Here is a 17,266-nt window from a genome sequence, read left to right on the forward strand (position 1 = left end):
GTGTGGGTGGTGGTGGATCTGGTGGAGCGGGTTCCGGAGAGTGGTCGTCGTCATCGTCTGGAACTGGCGGTGGTGCCTGATCGGGGCTACTCATAGTGAGATCGTCTCACCTACCACCGACACTGAAGAACGGGCCCGGGAGAACTGCGAAGAGCCCCGAAAACGTCGCGTTTTCGGGGCTCAGCTCACGGTTGGCGAGCTAGGAGACGGTGCCTGAGATGAACTCGGTCAGGGCGGTCGGGTCGTCGATCGCGCCGGTGTACTGGCGACCGTTCACGAGCACGGTGGGCGTGCCCTGAATGGAGGTGATCTCGGCGTCTTCGATCGGTCCGTTGACTGCGTTGTCGGTGTTCCACTGCACCCAAGCCTGGTACTCGCCGCCGGCGACGCAGTCCGCGATTGATTCCTTACCCGAAGACAGGTCTACCAGCTGGTCGTCGGTGAGGCCTGCCGTGCCCTCCGCCGGCTGATTGGCGAACATGGCGGCCAGGTAGTCCAAGGTGGAGCCCGGGTTGAGCGCGGCCTCGCAGGTGAGAGCGGCCGAGGCCCGTGAGGAGTATTCGCTCCCCTGCGACGCACTGTCCAGGAAGGTCAGCGGGTGCAGGCGCAGGGTGATGCTGTCATCGTCCACGAGCGCGGCGAGGGCGTCACCATTCGCCGTGTCGAACTGGCCGCAGAACGGACACATCGGGTCGATATACAGGTCGACGACGACGCTGCCGGCGCCCACCTCGAGGTAGCCCTCATCAAGGTGCGCGGCACCGACCTGGCCCGCGGTGATGACGGACGGCGACGACGACGAGGACGACGTCGAGCCGATTATCGCGGAGAAGATCGAACCGATCGAGGCCGCGAACAGGATCGCGTAAATCAGCGCCACGGCGCCGGCGACGATGCCCAGGTAGCCCAACACCAGACCGGTGATGGCGAGCCCTCGCCCGTTCTCGCCGGTGCGCCGGATCTGGCCGAGCGCGAGATGCCCGGTGATCACGGCGGCAATGGAGCAGAAAAAACCGGTGATCAGGGAGACGATCGACATCGTGTTTGTGCGCGGCGCGGCCGGAACCCCGAGCGGGCCGTTCCCGGGCGTCGGCACGGCAGGGAAGCCGTGGCCGGTCGGTGCCGGATAGCCCTGCACCTGCACGGCGCCCTGGGTGGGAGGAGCAAGCGGCGCCTGCGGCGTCGGTTCCCCGGTCTCGTCGTGGCTGTCTGCAGTCAAGCTCTCCCCCTCGGTCATCCCGTCCGGTGGCTCAGGCCACCGGACGGGCACTCGTCGTGCTTGATCGTGCTGGTCGTTCCCGCGGCGGTGCGGTTCTGGCGACGATGCCGGTCAGGCGGATGGCGCCGTCTGCGCGATGCGGCCGAGCAGCCCGTTCACGAATCCCGCCGAGTCATCCGTGGAGAGCACCTTCGCTGCCTCGACGGCCTCGTCGATCGCGACGGCGTGCGGCACCGCGTCGTTGTACAGGATTTCCCAGATGCCGATCCGCAGGATCGCACGGTCGATGGTGGGCATCCTCGACAACGTCCACCCCTGCGAGTACGTCTCGATGAGCTCGTCGATCTCGTCGCGGTGGTCCACGACCCCGTCGACGATGTCGCGGGCGTACAGCCACGACACCATGCGGGCGGGCTCGTTGGCGGCACGCTCGGCCTCCATCGCCAGGGACTGCGGGATCGTCGTTTGGCGGATGTCGGCGGCGTAGAGGATGTCGATCGCGCGCTTACGCGCCTTGGTACGGGCGCTCACTAGCTGACGCGGCCGAGGTAGTCACCGTTACGAGTGTCGACCTTGACCTTGGTGCCCTGCTCGAGGAACAACGGCACCTGGATCTGGTAGCCGGTTTCCACGGTGGCGGGCTTGGTGCCGCCGGTGGAGCGATCGCCCTGCAGGCCGGGCTCGGTGTAGGTGATTTCGAGCACCACTGACGCCGGCAGCTCGACGTAGAGCGGGTTGCCGTCGTGCAGCGCCACGGTGACGGCCTGGTTCTCCAGCATGAAGTTGGCGGCGTCGCCGACGACGGTGGAGGAAACGGTGAGCTGGTCGTAGTCGGAGACGTCCATGAAGACGTAGGAGTCGCCATCCGCGTACAGGTACTGGAAGTCGCGGCGGTCGACGTTTTCGGTCTCGATCTTGGCGCCGGCGTTGAAGGTGCGGTCAACGGTCTTGCCCGTGACGACGTTCTTCAGCTTGGTGCGCACGAAGGCGCCACCCTTGCCGGGCTTGACGTGCTGGAACTCGATGACGGCCCACAGCTGCTTGTCGATGTTGAGGACGACGCCATTACGAATGTCGGCGGTAGATGCCATGAAAAGGTGTTCCGTTCGATTCAATTGGTAAGGTGCGCGGCCGTGAGGCCTGAAGGGCCCAGGAGGCCTCAGAGCATTCTAGCCGACGGCCGGGGGCAGCCGGACAATGTGGTCGAGGGCCAGCCGGTACGAGTCGAAGCCGAAGCCGGCGATGACGCCGGTCGCCACGGCGCTGACCACGCTGGTGTGCCGGAAGGTTTCCCGGGCGTGCGGGTTGGAGATGTGCACTTCTACAAGCGGAATGCCGGCCTTGGTGACCAGGGCGGCGGCGTCGCGCAGCGCGTAGCTGTAGTGGGTGAACGCGGCCGGGTTGAGCACCACCGGGGTGCTCGTGTCGACGGCCTCGTACAGCCAGTGAATGAGCTCGGCTTCGTCGTCCGTCTGGCGCACGTCCACCGTGACGTCGTCGGGCGCCGCCTCGGTGAGCAGCACGCGCAGGTCGCCGAGGTTCGCTGAGCCGTAGACATCCGGCTCCCGGCTGCCGAGGCGTCCGAGGTTCGGGCCGTTGAGGACGAGGACTGTGCGCATGGACCCAGCCTAGAGGGCCGCCACCTATCACGGTCGCTCCACTCGGGCGCCGGTCAGCCGCTGAACGTCTCCATCAGCTCCGACCGGATGATGAACCGGACCCCGCGCGGCGCCTCGGCCGATAAACCGCCGCCACGCCCCTTCACCGTGTCGATCAGCAAGGCGGTGTGGCTCCAGTATTCGAACTGTTCGGCCGAGATCCAGAAGTCGATGAGCTGCTCCGGCTCCCCCGCCGGCGCGATGTCGAGCCGACCGTGCAGCACGTCCTGGTCGGAGGTGATGAACTCCCCCGCCGGGAAGCATATCGGCGAACTGCCGTCGCAGCAACCGCCGGACTGGTGGAACATCAGCGGACCGTACTCCTCCCAGAGGCTCTGCAACAGCTCGACCGTCGGCTGGGTCAGCGCCACCCGTGAACGGGTTTCGCCGGCGATGGTGATACTCGCCTCGACTGCCGCGACGGGTGCCGGTGTGATCAGATCTGTCATGTCGTCCTCCAGGGGGAAGCGGGTGGTGCTGGTCAGTGTGGGTGCCGGCCGGGCGACCGGGTATGGCCCCCCGGCCGGCAGCACGGGTTAGAAGAAGCCCAGCGCGTCCTCGGAGTAGCTCACCAGCAGGTTCTTGGTCTGCTGGTAGTGGCCCAGGGCGAGCTTGTTGTTCTCGCGCCCGATCCCCGAACTCTTGTAGCCGCCGAAGGCCGCCCCAGCCGGGTAGTTGTGATAGTTGTTCACCCAGACCCGGCCCGCGTGCAGGTCCCGGCCGGCCCGGCACGCGGTGGTGCCGTTCCGTGACCAGACGCCGGCACCGAGCCCGTAGAGGGTGTCGTTGGCGATGGAGATGGCATCGTCGTAATCATCGAAGCTGGTGACCGCCACGACGGGTCCGAAGATCTCCTCCTGGAAGATGCGCATCTTGTTCTGGCCCTCGAAGATGGTCGGCTCCACGTAGTAGCCGCCGCTGAGGTCTCCGCCCAGGTCCACCCGATCGCCGCCGAGGAGGAGTTTGGCGCCCTCCTTCTTGCCGACGTCGATGTCGATGTCGATGTAGGAGTGGATCTTCTCCAGCTGGTCGTTGCTGGCCTGGGCGCCGACCTGGGTGTCGGTGTCCAGCGGATCACCCTGCTTGGCCAGCTTGGTGCGCTCGATCGCGCCGCCGAGGAAGCTGTCGTAGATCGGCTTGTGCAGCAGGGCCCGGCTGGGGCAGGTGCATACCTCGCCCTGGTTCAACGCGAACAACACGAAGCCTTCCTGCGCCTTGTCGTAGTAGCTGTCGTCCTTCTGCGCCACATCCTCGAAGAAGATGTTGGCGCTCTTGCCGCCCAGCTCCACCGTCGACGGGATGATGTTGGCGCTGGCGTATTGCAGGATCAACCGGCCAGTGGTGGTCTCGCCGGTGAAGGCGATCTTGCGGATGCGGTTCGACGAGGCCAGCGGCTTGCCGGCCTCGATGCCGAAGCCGTTGACGATGTTCAGCACCCCGGGCGGCAGGTGTCGCCGATGAGTTCGATCAGCACCAGGATCGACGCGGGCGTCTGCTCGGCGGGCTTGAGCACCACCGCGTTGCCGGCCGCCAGCGCCGGCGCGAGCTTCCAGACCGCCATCAGGATCGGCAAGTTCCACGGGATGATCTGGCCCACCACGCCGAGGGGCTCGTGGAACTGGTACGACATGGTGTCGTTGTCGAGTTCGGCGTGGTCGCCGTCCTGGGCCCCGGATGGCGGAGGCGGAGTACCGGAAGTGGTCCGCGGCCAGGGGTAGGTCGGCGTTCAACGGCTCCCGGATGGGCTTGCCGTTGTCCCAGGTTTCGGCGACGGCGAGGAGTTCCCGGTTCGCGTCGATGACATCCGCCATCTTGTTGAGCACGGCGGCGCGTGGGGTGGCGGTGGTCTTCCCCCAGGCCGGCGCGGCCTTGTGGGCGGCATCGAGGGCCAGGTCGATGTCTTCGTGGGTGCTGCGGGCGACCTCGGTGAATGGTTTGCCGTTGACCCGAGAGATGTCTTCGAAGTACTGCCCCTTCACCGGCGGCACCCATTCGCCTCCGATCCAGTTCTCGTAGCGGGGCTTGAAGATGACTTTCGCATTCGGTGTGCCGGGGGCGGCGTAAACGGTTGCGAAACGTTGCGAGAGTTATTCCTGAGGTCCGCGGCTGTCATCCGCCGGGAGGACGCCGCCGCCCGGACGGACTGCCTAACGTCGAGAACATGGAAACCCTCGAAGCGTCCCATTCTGTCGCGCCGGTGCATTCGGGAGCGCTCTGGTGGTACCGCGAGAGCGTGCCCTCAGCGCTTCGGGCGGTGCTGGTGACCGGTCCGGGCGCCATGCTGGTCGGTGGGCTGACCAGCTTCGGCCAGCAATACCTGCCGGCCTGGATCAACTCGCTGGCCAATTCCGTCGGCGGCTGGACCATGCTCAGCTTCCTGCTGGTCTGGCTGGGCCGCGCCAAGCCCCTCCTCGGCTTGTTTTCGGGTGTGCTGGTCTTCCTGCTGCTCACCGAGTCCTACAGCGTGGTGTCGGAATGGCGCGGGTTCGACGACGGGGACACCTTCACCTCGATCTGAACAGTCGTCAGCCTGATCGCGGGCCCCGTGCTCGGCGTCTCGGCCGGCCTGGTGCGGCACGGCGGCCCGGTGTGGCGCTCGCTGGGCGTCACGCCGCTCAGCGCGGTCCTTCTCGGCGAGGGCATCTGGGCGCTGAACACAATCGCGGACACCACCAGTCCGATGTAACGGTCCCTGGAGATCGCCCTGTCCGTCGCCTTCCTGGCAGCAGCGATACTGCGAACCGGGCTGACCGCACGCCTGATCCCCCTGGTGGGATGCGTGTGGCTGGTCGGCGCTCTGGCCTACGTGAGCGTGGTCGTGGCCATCCTGAACTGACCACGGCAGGCCTACGCGGCGAATTCCGCCTCGATCCCGCCCAGGTGCGCCACCACGGCGGCCCGCTGCGGTGACCGGGCGGGTAGCAGTTCCCGGCAGGCCCGCCACACCTCGTTGTCCCAGGTGGCCTCGTCGCTGCGGGCGTAATCGAGCAGCACCTCCACCGAGGCGTCGCTGAGTAGGGTCTGCCGCAGCCGCCGGCTCACCTCGGCCCGGATCTCGGTCACGCCCGGCGCGCTCGAGCCGGGCAGCACCGGCCCGCGGTAGGCGGCCAGAGCCATCCGGTGGGCGCCGCGGCCCAGCAGCGCCAGCAGCCGCCCGGCATCGGTGTCGATGCCGGTTTCGAGCCGGTAGGGCCTGGACGCGATGCGCAGGGTCGGATGGCTCCCCGCCAGCACCCGGCGCAACCGCACCATCTCGGCACGCAGGTTCTCCACCGCATGCGGTTGGTCGTCGCTGAGGTAGGCCGCGAGGCGCTCGGCGGAGAGCCCCTGCCGGTGCCAGGCGAGCAGCAGCAGGATCTCGGCGTGCCGCCGGCTGAGGTCAGCGGAGGGGTGTGCGCCGGGTACCGGCGCGCCGAACCGGCCGGGGGTGCCGGGCCCGGCCGCGCCGTGCAGCACACCGTGCTCGGTGCCCAGCACGCTGAGCAGCACGTTCGAGGCGGCGAAGCCGGACGGTCGGCCCCGTGCCGGCCCGGGTGCGCGAAGGCTGTTGATGCACAGCTCCGCCTCGAGAGCGGCGACGGCGGCCTCCATCAGCGGCAGGGTCTGTGGGGCGACCGCACCGTCTCCCCCGGTGATGTCGATGACGCCGAGCACCGCTTGGGTCACCGGGTCGTGCACGGGAACCGCCGTGCAGCTGAACGAGTGCGCCAGCTGACTGAAGTGCTCCGCGCGTTGAATCTGGATGCCGTGGTCGAGGGTGAGTGCGGTGCCCGGTGCGCTGGTGCCCACCCGCGCCTCCGACCAGTCCGCGCCCACCACGAAGTGCATGTCTTCCGCACGAGTGCGCACGGCGCTGTCGCCGTCGATCCAGAGCAGCCGGCCCGTCTCGTCGGCCACGGCCACGATCAGGCCGAACTCGGCCGCGTGCCGCACGAGCAGGCGGTTGATCACCGGCAATACGGCGGCCAGCGGATGGTGCGGCCGCAGCCGGCCCAGGTCATCCGCGCTGAGGGTCGGCGCGGCCTGGGCGGTGAGCGGGTCCAGCCGCAGCGAGAGCGAGCGTTGCCAGGACTCCCGGACGAGGCGTCGCACCCCGGCACCGGCGACGTTCGTGGGCGGCAGCTCCGTCCGGTCCCCGATCACGGCCTCGTGCTGACGCTCCTGCCGGGCGAAGGATGCGTGAGCCGAGTCGGTGCCGGCGACGGTCCACGGGCTGCTCACATCCACCTCCGATCAGCGCTGGTCGTCGGCGACCTGCTCACGGGCCGGTCGGGTGCTTCATTCTAGGCACAGGATGCTCCGCTGTGCTCAGGACTCCGGCATTGTCGGGCGGTCGGCTTCGCGCAGCCAGTCGTCGAAGAAGCTGTCGAGTTGCTGGCCGGAGCTCTCTTCCATCACCGCTTCGAAGTCCTCGGTGGTCGCTGTCGAGTCGCTGTACCGGGTCAGCCACAGCCGGGCGCCGTCGAAGAATGCGGTGTCACCGATCGTCGCGCGCAACGCGTACAGGGCGGCCGCTCCGCGCAGGTAGACCGGAGCGTCGAACAGGCTGTCGCGACCCGGGTCCGCGATGTTGAGCGCCCAACCGTCGTTCGCGTCCAGGTAGGCCACCGTGTCGGCGAACTGGTCGGGAATCGTCGCCGTGCCTTGACGCTCGGCCCACAGCCATTCGATGTAGGTCGCCCAGCCTTCGTTCAACCAGATGTCACGCCAGTCCGACGGGGAGACGGAGTTCCCGAACCACTGGTGCCCCATTTCGTGCACCACGGTGTACTCGTCCGCAACCTCGGAATAGACCGGTCGGGTTTGGGTCTCCAGTGCGTAGTCGACCGTGTCGTCATCGACGATCGCGCCGAACGTCTCGAAGGGGTACGGCCCGAACTGGCTCTCGAGGAAGGCGATCATCTCGGGTTGCAATGCGAGTGACGCGGTCGACTCTGCCAGGTCCTCACCGGTCACGCCATAGTCGATGGCGTTGAGAATCGGTAGACCGTCCGGGCCCACGTCGCGCGAGAAGGTGTAGTCGCCGACGCTCGCCGTCGACAGGTAACTGGCCATCGGGTCGGACGCCTGCCACTCCCACGTCGTCCAGCCTGCCGCAGCCCGGGGCTCGCCGACGGGTAGCCCGTTCGCCACGGCCGTCTTCCCGTCCGGCACCGTGATGTGGAACGAGTACGTTGCCTTGTCCTGCGGGTCGTCATTCACCGGGTACCAGGTGGCCGCGCCCTCGGGCTCGTTGACCACCATGGCGCCGTCGGCTGTCGTGACCCACCCGTAGAGGGCGCCGGTGGTGTCGAGCGGCTGCCCGGTGCTTCCGCCGTACTCGATGACGATGGTCGTCGTCTGGCCGGCTTTGAGCTTCGGCAGCAGAGCGACCGTGAGTTCCCAGTACCGGTTTGCCTCGTCCTGCGTCTGTGACCATTCGGCGTTGGCATTGCCGAGCGACTTCCCGTGGGCCGCGGCCTTGCCGTCCACCTGCACGGAAGTGACCTCGAGTCCGCGAAGGTCGAAATTGAGCGACTTGAGGTCCTGCAGGGCACGGACGGTGATGGTCGCCACCCCGTCGAGCCGGCCCGTGAGAACCGTGGGATCCGCCGGTGGCGCGTAGCGGAGCGCCAGGTCGTAGTTCTGCACGTCGTAGCCGCCGTTGCCGGCGTAAGGGAAGTATGCGTCACCGCTCCCGTCGGCGCCGGCGACGTAGCGCCCGCCCCCGTTTCCGGGGTGAGCTTGTGCCGTTGTTCCGATTCCGCAGACGGTGAGGGCGAACACGGACAGGCTCGCGAGCGCTATGGTGTGGAGCTTGCTGAGTGACTGCACGGGACAACTCCTTCGTTGCATACAAGGAATCCACAACTTACTGCGGCCTTCCCGATCCGGCAACGGCCCCTGCCCGGGAGCACGGTCGGCTAGGAGCCGATCTCCTGGTACGCGGCGAACAGCAGGGACGCATCCGGTCCCTCGAGCACGGTGGGCTTGCCGATGTCGTCCAGCACGATGAAGCGCAGCATGCCGCTGCGGGTCTTCTTGTCGCGTTGCATGGTGGCCAGCAGGGTGGGCCAGCGGCCTGCCGGGTAGCTGATCGGAAGGGTCAGTGATTCCAGGATGCGGCGGTGCCGGTCGACGGCCTCGTCGGAGAGCCGGCCGCTGAGCCGGGCGAGTTCCGCGGCGAACATCATGCCAACGGCCACCGCGGCGCCGTGCCGCCAGCCGTACCGTTCGGCGTGCTCGACGGCGTGGCCGAGGGTGTGCCCGTAGTTGAGGATCTCCCGCAGGCCCGCCTCCTTGAAGTCGACGCCGACAACGCGGGCCTTCATCCCAATGGCCAGTTCGAGTACCCGGCGGAATTCGGGTGTGGTCGGGTCGGTGACCGCGGCGACGTCGGCTTCGACGATGTCGAGGATCTCCGGGACCTGGATGAATCCCGCCTTCACGATCTCGGCGAAGCCCGCGAGGATCTCGTTGCGGGGCAGGTCGTTCAGGATCTCGAGGTCGCAGACCACGGCGGCGGGGGCGTAGAAGGTGCCGACGAGGTTCTTGCCCTCAGCCGTGTTGATCGCGTTCTTGCCGCCGACGGCGGCGTCGACCATGCCGAGCACGCTGGTGGGAATCAACACGAGCTTCACACCGCGGAGCCAGGTCGCGGCCACGAAACCGGCCAGGTCGGTCACCGCGCCGCCACCGAAGCCGATCACGGCGTCGGTGCGGGTAAAGTCGGACTGGCCCATCACCTGCCAGCAGAAGGCGGCCACCTCCACGCGCTTGGCGGCTTCGGCGTCGGGTACCTCGGCGATGAGCACCTCGTAGCGGTCCAGCAGGCTCTCCCGTAGCGCCACGGCGCGAGCGCCGAGGTGCGAGGTGTGCACGATGAGCACCTTCTTCACGGTGTCGCCCAGCTGCTGGGCAACGTCGGCGACGATGCCGCGACCGATCGAGACCGGGTAGCTGTCGACGCCGGTGACGGTGATGGTGGTGGTGCCGGACTCTGCGGGGATGATGTCGGTCACGATTGTTTTCTAACCCATTTCACGATGTCGGCGGCGATGGCGTCGACCGGCCTGGTCGACGTATCGAAGGAGATGCTGGCCAGCGCCTCGTAGAGCGGGCGGCGCTCGTCATAAATTTGTTGCCAGGCGTCAGGGCCCGCGGCGAGCAGGGGCCGTTTGGCGTTCTTGGTACGGTTGCGCACGGCGTCCGCGGTCGTGCTGAGCGAGACCACCGTGGCCCGGCGGAGGTCGGCGCGGGTGGCCGGGTCGAGGACCGCTCCCCCGCCGAGGGACACGATCACCCGTTGCCGCTGCAGCGCGGCCGCCACCGCGGCACGTTCGAGCGCCCGGAAGTGGTCCTCGCCGTGCCGGGCGAAGATCTCGGTGATCGCACCGTTCGTGGCCACGATCACCTTGTCGGTGTCGACGAACGGCACCCGGAGGGTGCGCGCCACCCGGCGACCGATCTTCGACTTGCCCGACGCCATGGGACCGACGAAGACCAACGGATACAACGGTGTTTCGGTCTCCCGTGGCGGTTCGCTGCTTACGGGTCCAGCGTCAGGATCGGTCGTATCGTCAGCGGCTCGCGTCGGTCGCGGCGGCTGGTGCGGCGACGGAGCGGCCGGCCAGCCCTCGGCCGGCCGGGACGCCTCCGGGCTCAGGAACAGCACGTCAGACGGTGGCGTCGCTGGACGCCCCGGTGCGCAGGTTCGCCGGGATGCTGGCGAGGTAGGCGTCCAGGTTGCGCTTGGTTTCGGTGAGCGAGTCGCCGCCGAACTTCTCGAGCATGGAGTTCGCGAGCACCAGCGCGACCATGGCCTCGGCCACGACGCCCGCGGCGGGCACCGCACAGACGTCCGAGCGCTGGTGGTGCGCGGGGGCGGCTTCGCTCGTGGTGATGTCCACGGTGCGCAGGGCCCGCGGAATGGTGGCGATGGGTTTCATGCCGGCGCGGACGCGCAACACGGTGCCGGTGCTCATGCCGCCCTCGGTGCCGCCGGCCTTGTCGCTGGAGCGGAGGATCTGGTCGTCGACCTGCACGAGTTCGTCGTGCGCATCCGAACCGCGGCGGGTGGTGGTGAGGAAACCGTCGCCGACCTCGACACCCTTGATCGCCTGGATGCCCATCAGGGCGGCGGCGAGCTGCGAGTCGAGGCGCCGGTCCCAGTGCACGAACGAGCCGAGCCCGGGCGGGAGGTTGTAGGCGAGCACCTCCACGATGCCGCCGAGGGTGTCGCCGTCCTTGTGGGCGGCGTCCACCTCCGCGACCATGAGCGCGCTGGTGGCGGCGTCGAAGCAGCGCAACGGATCGGCGTCGAGGGCGTCGACGTCGCTCGGGCGCGGCAACGGTGAGCCCTCCGGCACGCGAACCGGACCGATGGAGAGGGTGTGGCTGACCAGTTCGACACCGAGGCCGGCCAGGAAGGCGCGGGCGACGGCGCCGAGGGCGACCCTGGCGGCCGTCTCCCGGGCGCTGGCGCGTTCCAGGACCGGGCGGGCCTCGTCGAAGTCGTACTTCTGCATTCCGACGAGGTCGGCATGGCCCGGGCGCGGACGCACCAGCGGAGCGCCGCGGCCGCGGGTGAGCTTGTCGCCCTCGATGGGTTCGGGGCTCATCACGTCGACCCACTTAGGCCATTCGGTGTTGCCGATGCGCAGGGCGACCGGGCCGCCGAGGGTGCGGCCGTGGCGCACTCCCCCGGAGATGTTCAGTTCGTCCTGCTCGAACTTCATGCGGGCGCCCCGGCCGTAGCCGAGTTTGCGGCGCGCAAGGTCGAGGCGGATGTCATCTAGGGTGACCGGGATCCCTGCGGGCAAACCCTCGACAATGGCGAGGAGTTCGGGGCCGTGGGACTCTCCGGCGGTGAGCCAACGAAGCATGGGTTCTATCCTTCCACAGGGTGGCCGGCCGAATCGGCACCGGTGCGGCCGTCGGCGGGCAGCGCGGCCCGCATGGCCAGCAGGACCTGGTCCTCGTCCGGCAGGGGCAGGAACGGGTCGTTCCCCACGAAGATGCGCACCTGGATGAGCGCCTGGTGCAGCAGCATGGTCAGGCCGGAGTTGGCGCGCCCTCCCGCCGCAGCCCAGGAACCGGCCAGGGCCGTCGGCCAGGGCGCGTAGCCCACGTCGAAGAGCAGCGTGTTCGCGCGGAGAGCGGCGGGGAATTCGGCGGCCAGTCGGGCGTCGCCGGGCAGGGTGCTGATCACCAGATCGCTGACCCGGGCGGCGTCGGCGACGGCGGAGAGCCCCGACACCGTCACGACCAGGCCCAGCCGTCGGCCGAGGTCAACCAGGGTGTCGGCGCGGGTGGGAGTGCGAGCGATGATGTCCACCGTCTCCGCACCGAGCTCCGCGGCGGCGACCAGGGCGGATGCGGCCGTTGCACCGGCACCCAGCAGGGTCACGCGGACCGCCCGGTCGATGCCGGCTTCGGCGAGGGCCCGGACGAGGCCGGGCACATCCGTGTTGTAGCCGGTGCGGGCCGGGGTGGAACCGTCCGCCGGCCAGTTCTCGATCCGCACGGTGTTGACGGCGCCGGTGAGGGTGGCGACCCGGTCGAGGTCGTTCAGCCGGGACTGCACGCTGTGCTTGAGCGGCATGGTGAGCGACAGGCCCAGCCACTCCGGAGTGAGCCCGTCGATGAATCCAGCCAACTCGCCGGCGTCCACCCGGGTCGCGGTGTACTGCCAGGGCAGCCCCAGCGCCCGGTACGCCGCGGTGTGCAGGGCCGGCGACAGGGAATGCGCGATCGGGGAGCCGAGCACGGCCAGTCGGCGCCGGTCGAGTGCGGGACGGGAGGCTGTGGCGTCAGGGGATGTGGTGGGGTCAGCCATATTCGGGGTGCTCCTCCATCCAGTCCAGCCATTTGGCAACGCCGGCATCGTGTTCGTCGACGGTGGTGGAGAAGATCGTCTCTCCGGTGTCCAGGTTCCAGGTCACGAAGAACAGCCAGGTCCCGTCCGCCGGGTGCAGGGTCGCGTCGATCGCGAGGTCGCCGGGGTTGCTGATCGGCCCGACGGGCAGCCCGGGGTGCAGATAGGTGTTGTAGGCGTTGTTCGGGTCCTCACGTTCGTCATCCGTGGTGGTGACGAGGTGGGTGTTCCCGGTGCCGTAGGCGACCGTGGCGTCCGACTCCAACAGCCCGCTCTCCCATTGGTTCGGGTCGAGCCGGTTGTAGAACACGCGGGCGACCTTGTAATAGTCGTCCCGCAGCCCGGCTTCCCGTTGGATCAGCGAGGCCATCACGATGGTCTTCCAGCGGTCGGCGGGTGCGACCCCGGCCTCGTCGAGTGCCTGGAACTGACGGTTGACCAGCGTCTTGAGCACGTCGACCGCGGTGGTGCCCGGTTCGAACGTGTAGGTGGCCGGGAAGAGGAACCCTTCCAGGCTGGTGGCCTCCGCCGGCAGCCCGAAAACTGACAGGTCTGCGGCGGCGGCCTGCAGCTCGGCGAGCGGGATCTCGGTGCCCTCGGAGAGCGAGACGAGCACGTCGACGGCGGCGGTGCCCTCCGGGATCACGACGGTGAGTTCCTGGCGGGTCTCGGGGTCCTGCAGCGATTCGAGCGCAGCCTGCGCGCTCATCTGCTTGGCCAACAGGTACGCGCCAGGCTGGAAGACGGGGTCCGCCGACTGGGCGAGCAGCAGGTCGTAGAACGCGCTGTAGCTCTTCACCACGTCCTGCTCGAGCAGGGTGTCGGCGATGTCGGAGCCGGTATCACCGTCGTGGATCATCACGAGCACTTCGCCGCTGCCGCCGCCCTCGTAGTCTTCGGGCTCCTGGGTGGCCGCGATCAGCTGGGTGATCGGGCCCTGCAGCGCGAACGCCGCCGCGGCCATAAGGCCGAGGACGATGAGCACGACGATGAGGCAGCCCCAGCCGCCCCGGCGGGACTTCCGGGGAGCGGGCACCCGGTCGGCCAGCTGGGAGGAGACCTGGGCGCGCCGGTCGGTGCGGGAGCTCGGCTGGCTGGGCCGGGTCGGGGCGGTTGCCGCCGGCGTCCCCTCGGCCTGGTAGCCGAGCCCGGCGAACGGGTTGTTCCTGGCTGCGCGGGCCGCGGCCGAATCGTCCACATCCGCTGGGGCCGCGGTGCCGTCCGCACGCTCGCGCTCGGCCTCTGCGGCCCTGGCCGCATCGCGCATGGAGCGACGGGAGGGCAACGACGCCTCGCCCGCGCTGCCGCTTGCTGCGTCAGGGGTTTCCGGCGGACTTTTCGCCACGATTACGGCCTCTCGGTCTGTGCTACGAGCGCACCGGCGGGTCTACCAGAGGCCCGTTCGGTGTCAAGTGCGTGCTGCAAGATAATAGTCGCGGCCACCTGATCGACCACTGGACGCTGGGTGCGCGTGCTGCGTCCCGAGGTGCGCAGGGCGGCCTGGGCCGACACGGTAGACAGCCGTTCGTCGACGAGCCGCACCGGCACCGGCACCGTGCCGGCCAGGGCGTCGGCGAACCCGACGGCGTCCTCGGTCGACGCGGTGTGCCGCCCGGACAGGGCCAGGGGCAACCCCACGATCACCTCGACGGCGTCGAGTTCGGTGACGATATGGGCGACCCGGGCCAGGTCACCGGCCGGCGCACCCTTCACCCGGGGCACGGTCTCGACCGGGGTGGCGAGCATGCCGTGGAAGTCGCTCCGGGCGACACCGATCCGGACTGTCCCGACATCGATGCCCACCCGCACGCCAGTCCGCATGGCTTAGCGGGCCAGAAGCGTTCGCAGCGTGCTGAGCGCCTCGGGGATCAGCTCCACCTTGGTGCCGCCGCCCTGGGCGAGGTCGTCCTTGCCGCCGCCGCCACCGCCGAGGATCCCGGCGAGGTGCTTGGCCAGCGCGCCGGCCTTCGCACCGGCGTCGCGGGCCGCAGCGTTGGTCGCCACGATCACGACGGGCTTGTCGGCGACCGTCGCGGCGAGGGCCACCACGGCGGGGTCGGAGCCGAGCCGTTCCCGGGTGGCGGTGACGAGCATCCGCACGTCATCGGCGGAGCCCAGGGTGCCGAGGTCCTCGGCGACCACGGTGAGTTCGCCGACCCGGCCGGCCTGGGCGACGAGGGCCGGGACCCGGTCGGTCAGGGCGCGGGCCTCGAACGACGCGATCTTCTTCTCCGCCGCCTTCAGGTTCTGCATGAGGTCCGCGATCTTGGCGGGCAATTGCTCCCGCGGGGTCTTGAGATTGCTGGTGAGCTGCGACACGATGGCTCGCTCGGCGGCGAGGTCGCGGAACGCTTCAAGGCCGACGAGGGACTCCACCCGGCGGTTGGTGGACCCGACGGAGGCCTCACTGACGAGGTTGATCATGCCGATCTCGGCGCTGGAGCCCACGTGGGTGCCGGCGCAGAGTTCCCGCGACCAGGGGCCGCCGATGTCGACGACCCGAACGCGGTCACCGTATTTCTCGCCGAACAGAGCCATAGCGCCGAGCGCCTTGGCCTCGTCGAGGGGCAGTTCCCGGGTGGTCACCTCGAGGTTGTCGCGAATCGCATTGTTCGAGATCTCCTCGATCTCGCTGCGGGTCGCCGGCGAGAGCGCCTGGTTCCAGGAGAAGTCCAGACGGAAGAAGCCGGCCTTGTTGTACGAGCCGGACTGGTGGGCGTTCGGGCCGAGCACCTGCCGCAGCGCAGCGTGCAGGATGTGCGTGCCGGAGTGCGCCTGGCGGGCGCCGCGCCGCCAATTCGGGTCGACGACGCTGGTGGCGGAGTCGCCCACACCCACCTCGCCGCTGGAGACCTGAACCTTGTGGCTGATCAGGCCCTTGACGGGCTTCTGCACGTCGAGCACCTCGAGCTCATAGCCGGGTCCCACGATCAGGCCGGCGTCGGCCTCCTGGCCGCCGGACTCTGCGTACAGGGCGGTTTCGGCGAGGATGACCTCGGCGATGTCGCCGGCGACCGCTCGGGTCACCGAGGCGCCGTCGACGATCAGGCCGAGGATGCTGGACTCCGTCTGCAGCGTGTGATAGCCGGTGAACACCGTCTCACCGTGCGCGCGGAAGGCGCTGTACACCGACAGGTCGGCCAGGTGCGTCTTCTTCGCTTTGGCGTCGGCCTTGGCCATGGCGCGCTGCTTGGCCATCAGGGTGTCGAAAGCCTCCCGGTTGACACTGAGGCCGGCTTCCTCCGCCATTTCGAGCGTGATCTCGATAGGGAAGCCGTAGGTGTCGTGCAGCAGGAACGCGGTGTCGCCGGCGAGCTCGGTCTTCTGGGCGGTCTTGGTCTTGGCGACGGCGATGTCGAGCACGCTGGAGCCGCTCGCGAGGGTGCGCAGGAAGGTCTCCTCCTCGGCGTAGGCGGCCTGGCTGATCCGGTCGAAGTCGGTGGCGACCTCGGGGTAGGCGGCGCTCATGGCGTCGCGGGAAGCCGGGAACAGTTCGGTGAAGGAGGCGGTGTCGACGCCGAGCAGGCGCATGGCCCGCACGCTCCGGCGCATCAGGCGGCGCAGGATGTAGCCGCGGCCCTCGTTGGACGGCATGACCCCGTCGCTCATCAGCATCAGCGAGGAGCGCACGTGGTCGGCGACGATGCGCATCCGCACGTCGTCCTCGTGGTCGGCGCCGTACCGGCGACCGGAGAGGGCGGCGGCACGGTCCAGAACCGGGCGCACCTGGTCGATCTCGTACATGTTCTGCACGCCCTGCTTGAGGAACGCGACCCGCTCCAGGCCCATGCCGGTGTCGATGTTCTTCTTGGGCAGGTCGCCGAGGATCTCGAAGTCGTTCTTACCCCTGCCCTCGCCGCGCAGGTACTGCATGAAGACGAGGTTCCAGATCTCCACGTAGCGGTCGTCGTCCGTGGCCGGACCGCCGTCGATGCCATATTCGGGGCCGCGGTCGAAAAAGATCTCACTGCAGGGGCCGGCCGGGCCGGGCTGGCCGGTGGACCAGTAGTTGGTGTCCATACCGAGGCGCTGGATGCGGTTCTCCGGCAGGCCCAGCGCCCGCCAGTAACCGAAGGCCTCGTCATCGTTCTCGTACACCGTGACCCAGAGGTCCTTCTCGGCGAAACCGTAGCCGCCGTCGGCCTCGTTCGAGGTGAGCAGTTCCCAGGCGTAGCTGATCGCCTGCTCCTTGAAGTAGTCGCCGAACGAGAAGTTGCCGTTCATCTGGAAGAACGTGCCGTGGCGGGGGGTCTTGCCGACCTCTTCGATGTCGTTGGTGCGGATGCACTTCTGCACGCTCGTGGCGCGCGGGTACGGCGCGGGCACCAGACCGGTGAGGTAGGGCACGAACGGCACCATGCCGGCCACGGTGAAGAGGAGGGTGGGGTCATCGCTCACGAGCGACGCCGACGGGACAACGGTGTGTCCACGGTCAGCGAAGAAGTCGAGCCAGCGCCCGCGGATGTCGGCAGTCTGCATGGGGTCCGTACTGTTTGCCGGACCGGTGAGAACCCGGTCCTGGGAATGCGGTGG

14 protein-coding genes and 2 pseudogenes are annotated in these 17,266 nt (G+C 68.7%); 1 reads left to right on the forward strand and 15 read right to left on the reverse strand.

Annotation, left to right across the window (positions count from 1 at the left end; all coding sequences use genetic code 11):
• Positions 1-199 precede the first annotated feature (199 nt).
• From JWP54_RS11160 to JWP54_RS11185, 6 genes and pseudogenes are all read right to left on the reverse strand, one after another.
• The gene (locus JWP54_RS11160; RefSeq protein ID WP_297371857.1) at positions 200-1,219 is read right to left on the reverse strand and encodes a DUF4190 domain-containing protein; all 1,020 of its coding nucleotides are present in this window, start codon (positions 1,217-1,219) and stop codon (positions 200-202) included.
• A gap of 111 nt (positions 1,220-1,330) precedes the next feature.
• Positions 1,331-1,750, reverse strand: coding sequence for a transcription antitermination factor NusB (gene nusB, locus JWP54_RS11165; protein ID WP_265397809.1), 420 nt, complete (start codon positions 1,748-1,750; stop codon positions 1,331-1,333).
• Positions 1,750-2,310: an elongation factor P gene (efp, locus tag JWP54_RS11170; protein ID WP_297371861.1), complete on the reverse strand. Its 561-nt coding sequence runs from the start codon at positions 2,308-2,310 to the stop codon at positions 1,750-1,752. Before efp ends, nusB begins: the two co-directional genes overlap by 1 nt.
• Before the next feature lie 78 nt (positions 2,311-2,388).
• Complete coding sequence (locus tag JWP54_RS11175; RefSeq protein WP_297371864.1) at positions 2,389-2,838, reverse strand: type II 3-dehydroquinate dehydratase; 450 nt, start codon at positions 2,836-2,838, stop codon at positions 2,389-2,391.
• A gap of 53 nt (positions 2,839-2,891) precedes the next feature.
• A complete protein-coding gene (locus JWP54_RS11180; RefSeq protein ID WP_297371867.1) occupies positions 2,892-3,326 on the reverse strand; it encodes a DUF779 domain-containing protein in 435 nt (144 codons plus the stop codon).
• Positions 3,327-3,413: 87 nt separating this feature from the next.
• Positions 3,414-4,907: pseudogene (locus tag JWP54_RS11185) on the reverse strand (aldehyde dehydrogenase family protein).
• A gap of 131 nt (positions 4,908-5,038) precedes the next feature.
• Here JWP54_RS11185 and JWP54_RS11190 point away from each other — a divergent pair.
• A pseudogene (locus JWP54_RS11190) lies at positions 5,039-5,563 on the forward strand (DUF6518 family protein).
• A gap of 161 nt (positions 5,564-5,724) precedes the next feature.
• Here JWP54_RS11190 and JWP54_RS11195 read toward each other — a convergent pair.
• The 9 genes from JWP54_RS11195 to alaS form a co-directional block, all read right to left on the reverse strand.
• Positions 5,725-7,098: a transcriptional regulator gene (locus JWP54_RS11195; protein ID WP_297371870.1), complete on the reverse strand. Its 1,374-nt coding sequence runs from the start codon at positions 7,096-7,098 to the stop codon at positions 5,725-5,727.
• Positions 7,099-7,185: 87 nt separating this feature from the next.
• On the reverse strand, positions 7,186-8,691 hold the full coding sequence (locus JWP54_RS11200) for a M1 family metallopeptidase (RefSeq protein WP_297371873.1): 1,506 nt from the start codon (positions 8,689-8,691) through the stop codon (positions 7,186-7,188).
• Between the two features lie 89 nt (positions 8,692-8,780).
• Complete coding sequence (gene aroB, locus JWP54_RS11205; RefSeq protein ID WP_297372053.1) at positions 8,781-9,869, reverse strand: 3-dehydroquinate synthase; 1,089 nt, start codon at positions 9,867-9,869, stop codon at positions 8,781-8,783.
• 5 nt (positions 9,870-9,874) lie between these two features.
• Positions 9,875-10,372, reverse strand: a complete 498-nt coding sequence (locus JWP54_RS11210; RefSeq protein ID WP_297371877.1) for a shikimate kinase — start codon at positions 10,370-10,372, stop codon at positions 9,875-9,877.
• Positions 10,373-10,532: 160 nt separating this feature from the next.
• Positions 10,533-11,741 (reverse strand): chorismate synthase, encoded by a 1,209-nt coding sequence (aroC, locus tag JWP54_RS11215; protein WP_297371880.1) that lies wholly within the window; start codon positions 11,739-11,741, stop codon positions 10,533-10,535.
• A 5-nt stretch (positions 11,742-11,746) separates the two neighbouring features.
• Complete coding sequence (locus JWP54_RS11220) at positions 11,747-12,694, reverse strand: shikimate dehydrogenase (protein WP_297371883.1); 948 nt, start codon at positions 12,692-12,694, stop codon at positions 11,747-11,749.
• Entirely contained in the window at positions 12,687-14,000 is a 1,314-nt protein-coding gene (gene mltG / locus JWP54_RS11225) for an endolytic transglycosylase MltG (RefSeq protein WP_297371885.1), read from the reverse strand. Before mltG ends, JWP54_RS11220 begins: the two co-directional genes overlap by 8 nt.
• An 80-nt stretch (positions 14,001-14,080) precedes the next feature.
• Positions 14,081-14,554 carry a Holliday junction resolvase RuvX gene (gene ruvX / locus JWP54_RS11230; RefSeq protein WP_297371888.1) on the reverse strand — a complete coding sequence of 158 codons (474 nt, stop codon included), beginning with the start codon at positions 14,552-14,554 and terminating at the stop codon, positions 14,081-14,083.
• 3 nt (positions 14,555-14,557) lie between these two features.
• Complete coding sequence (alaS, locus tag JWP54_RS11235) at positions 14,558-17,212, reverse strand: alanine--tRNA ligase (protein WP_297371891.1); 2,655 nt, start codon at positions 17,210-17,212, stop codon at positions 14,558-14,560.
• Between the last annotated feature and the right edge of the window lie 54 nt (positions 17,213-17,266).

Source organism: Cryobacterium sp. (assembly GCF_025463825.1).
Taxonomy (GTDB): Bacteria; Actinomycetota; Actinomycetes; order Actinomycetales; family Microbacteriaceae; genus Cryobacterium.

Bases quoted from the DNA above. Each gene is read 5' to 3' on its own strand.
- efp (WP_297371861.1), bottom strand. From the start codon at position 2,310: ATGGCATCTACCGCCGACATTCGTAATGGCGTCGTCCTCAACATCGAC.
- JWP54_RS11175 (WP_297371864.1), bottom strand. From the start codon at position 2,838: ATGCGCACAGTCCTCGTCCTCAACGGCCCGAACCTCGGACGCCTCGGC.
- JWP54_RS11180 (WP_297371867.1), bottom strand. From the start codon at position 3,326: ATGACAGATCTGATCACACCGGCACCCGTCGCGGCAGTCGAGGCGAGT.
- aroC (WP_297371880.1), bottom strand. From the start codon at position 11,741: ATGCTTCGTTGGCTCACCGCCGGAGAGTCCCACGGCCCCGAACTCCTC.
- JWP54_RS11220 (WP_297371883.1), bottom strand. From the start codon at position 12,694: ATGGCTGACCCCACCACATCCCCTGACGCCACAGCCTCCCGTCCCGCA.
- mltG (WP_297371885.1), bottom strand. From the start codon at position 14,000: ATGCGCGATGCGGCCAGGGCCGCAGAGGCCGAGCGCGAGCGTGCGGAC.
- ruvX (WP_297371888.1), bottom strand. From the start codon at position 14,554: ATGCGGACTGGCGTGCGGGTGGGCATCGATGTCGGGACAGTCCGGATC.
- alaS (WP_297371891.1), bottom strand. From the start codon at position 17,212: ATGCAGACTGCCGACATCCGCGGGCGCTGGCTCGACTTCTTCGCTGAC.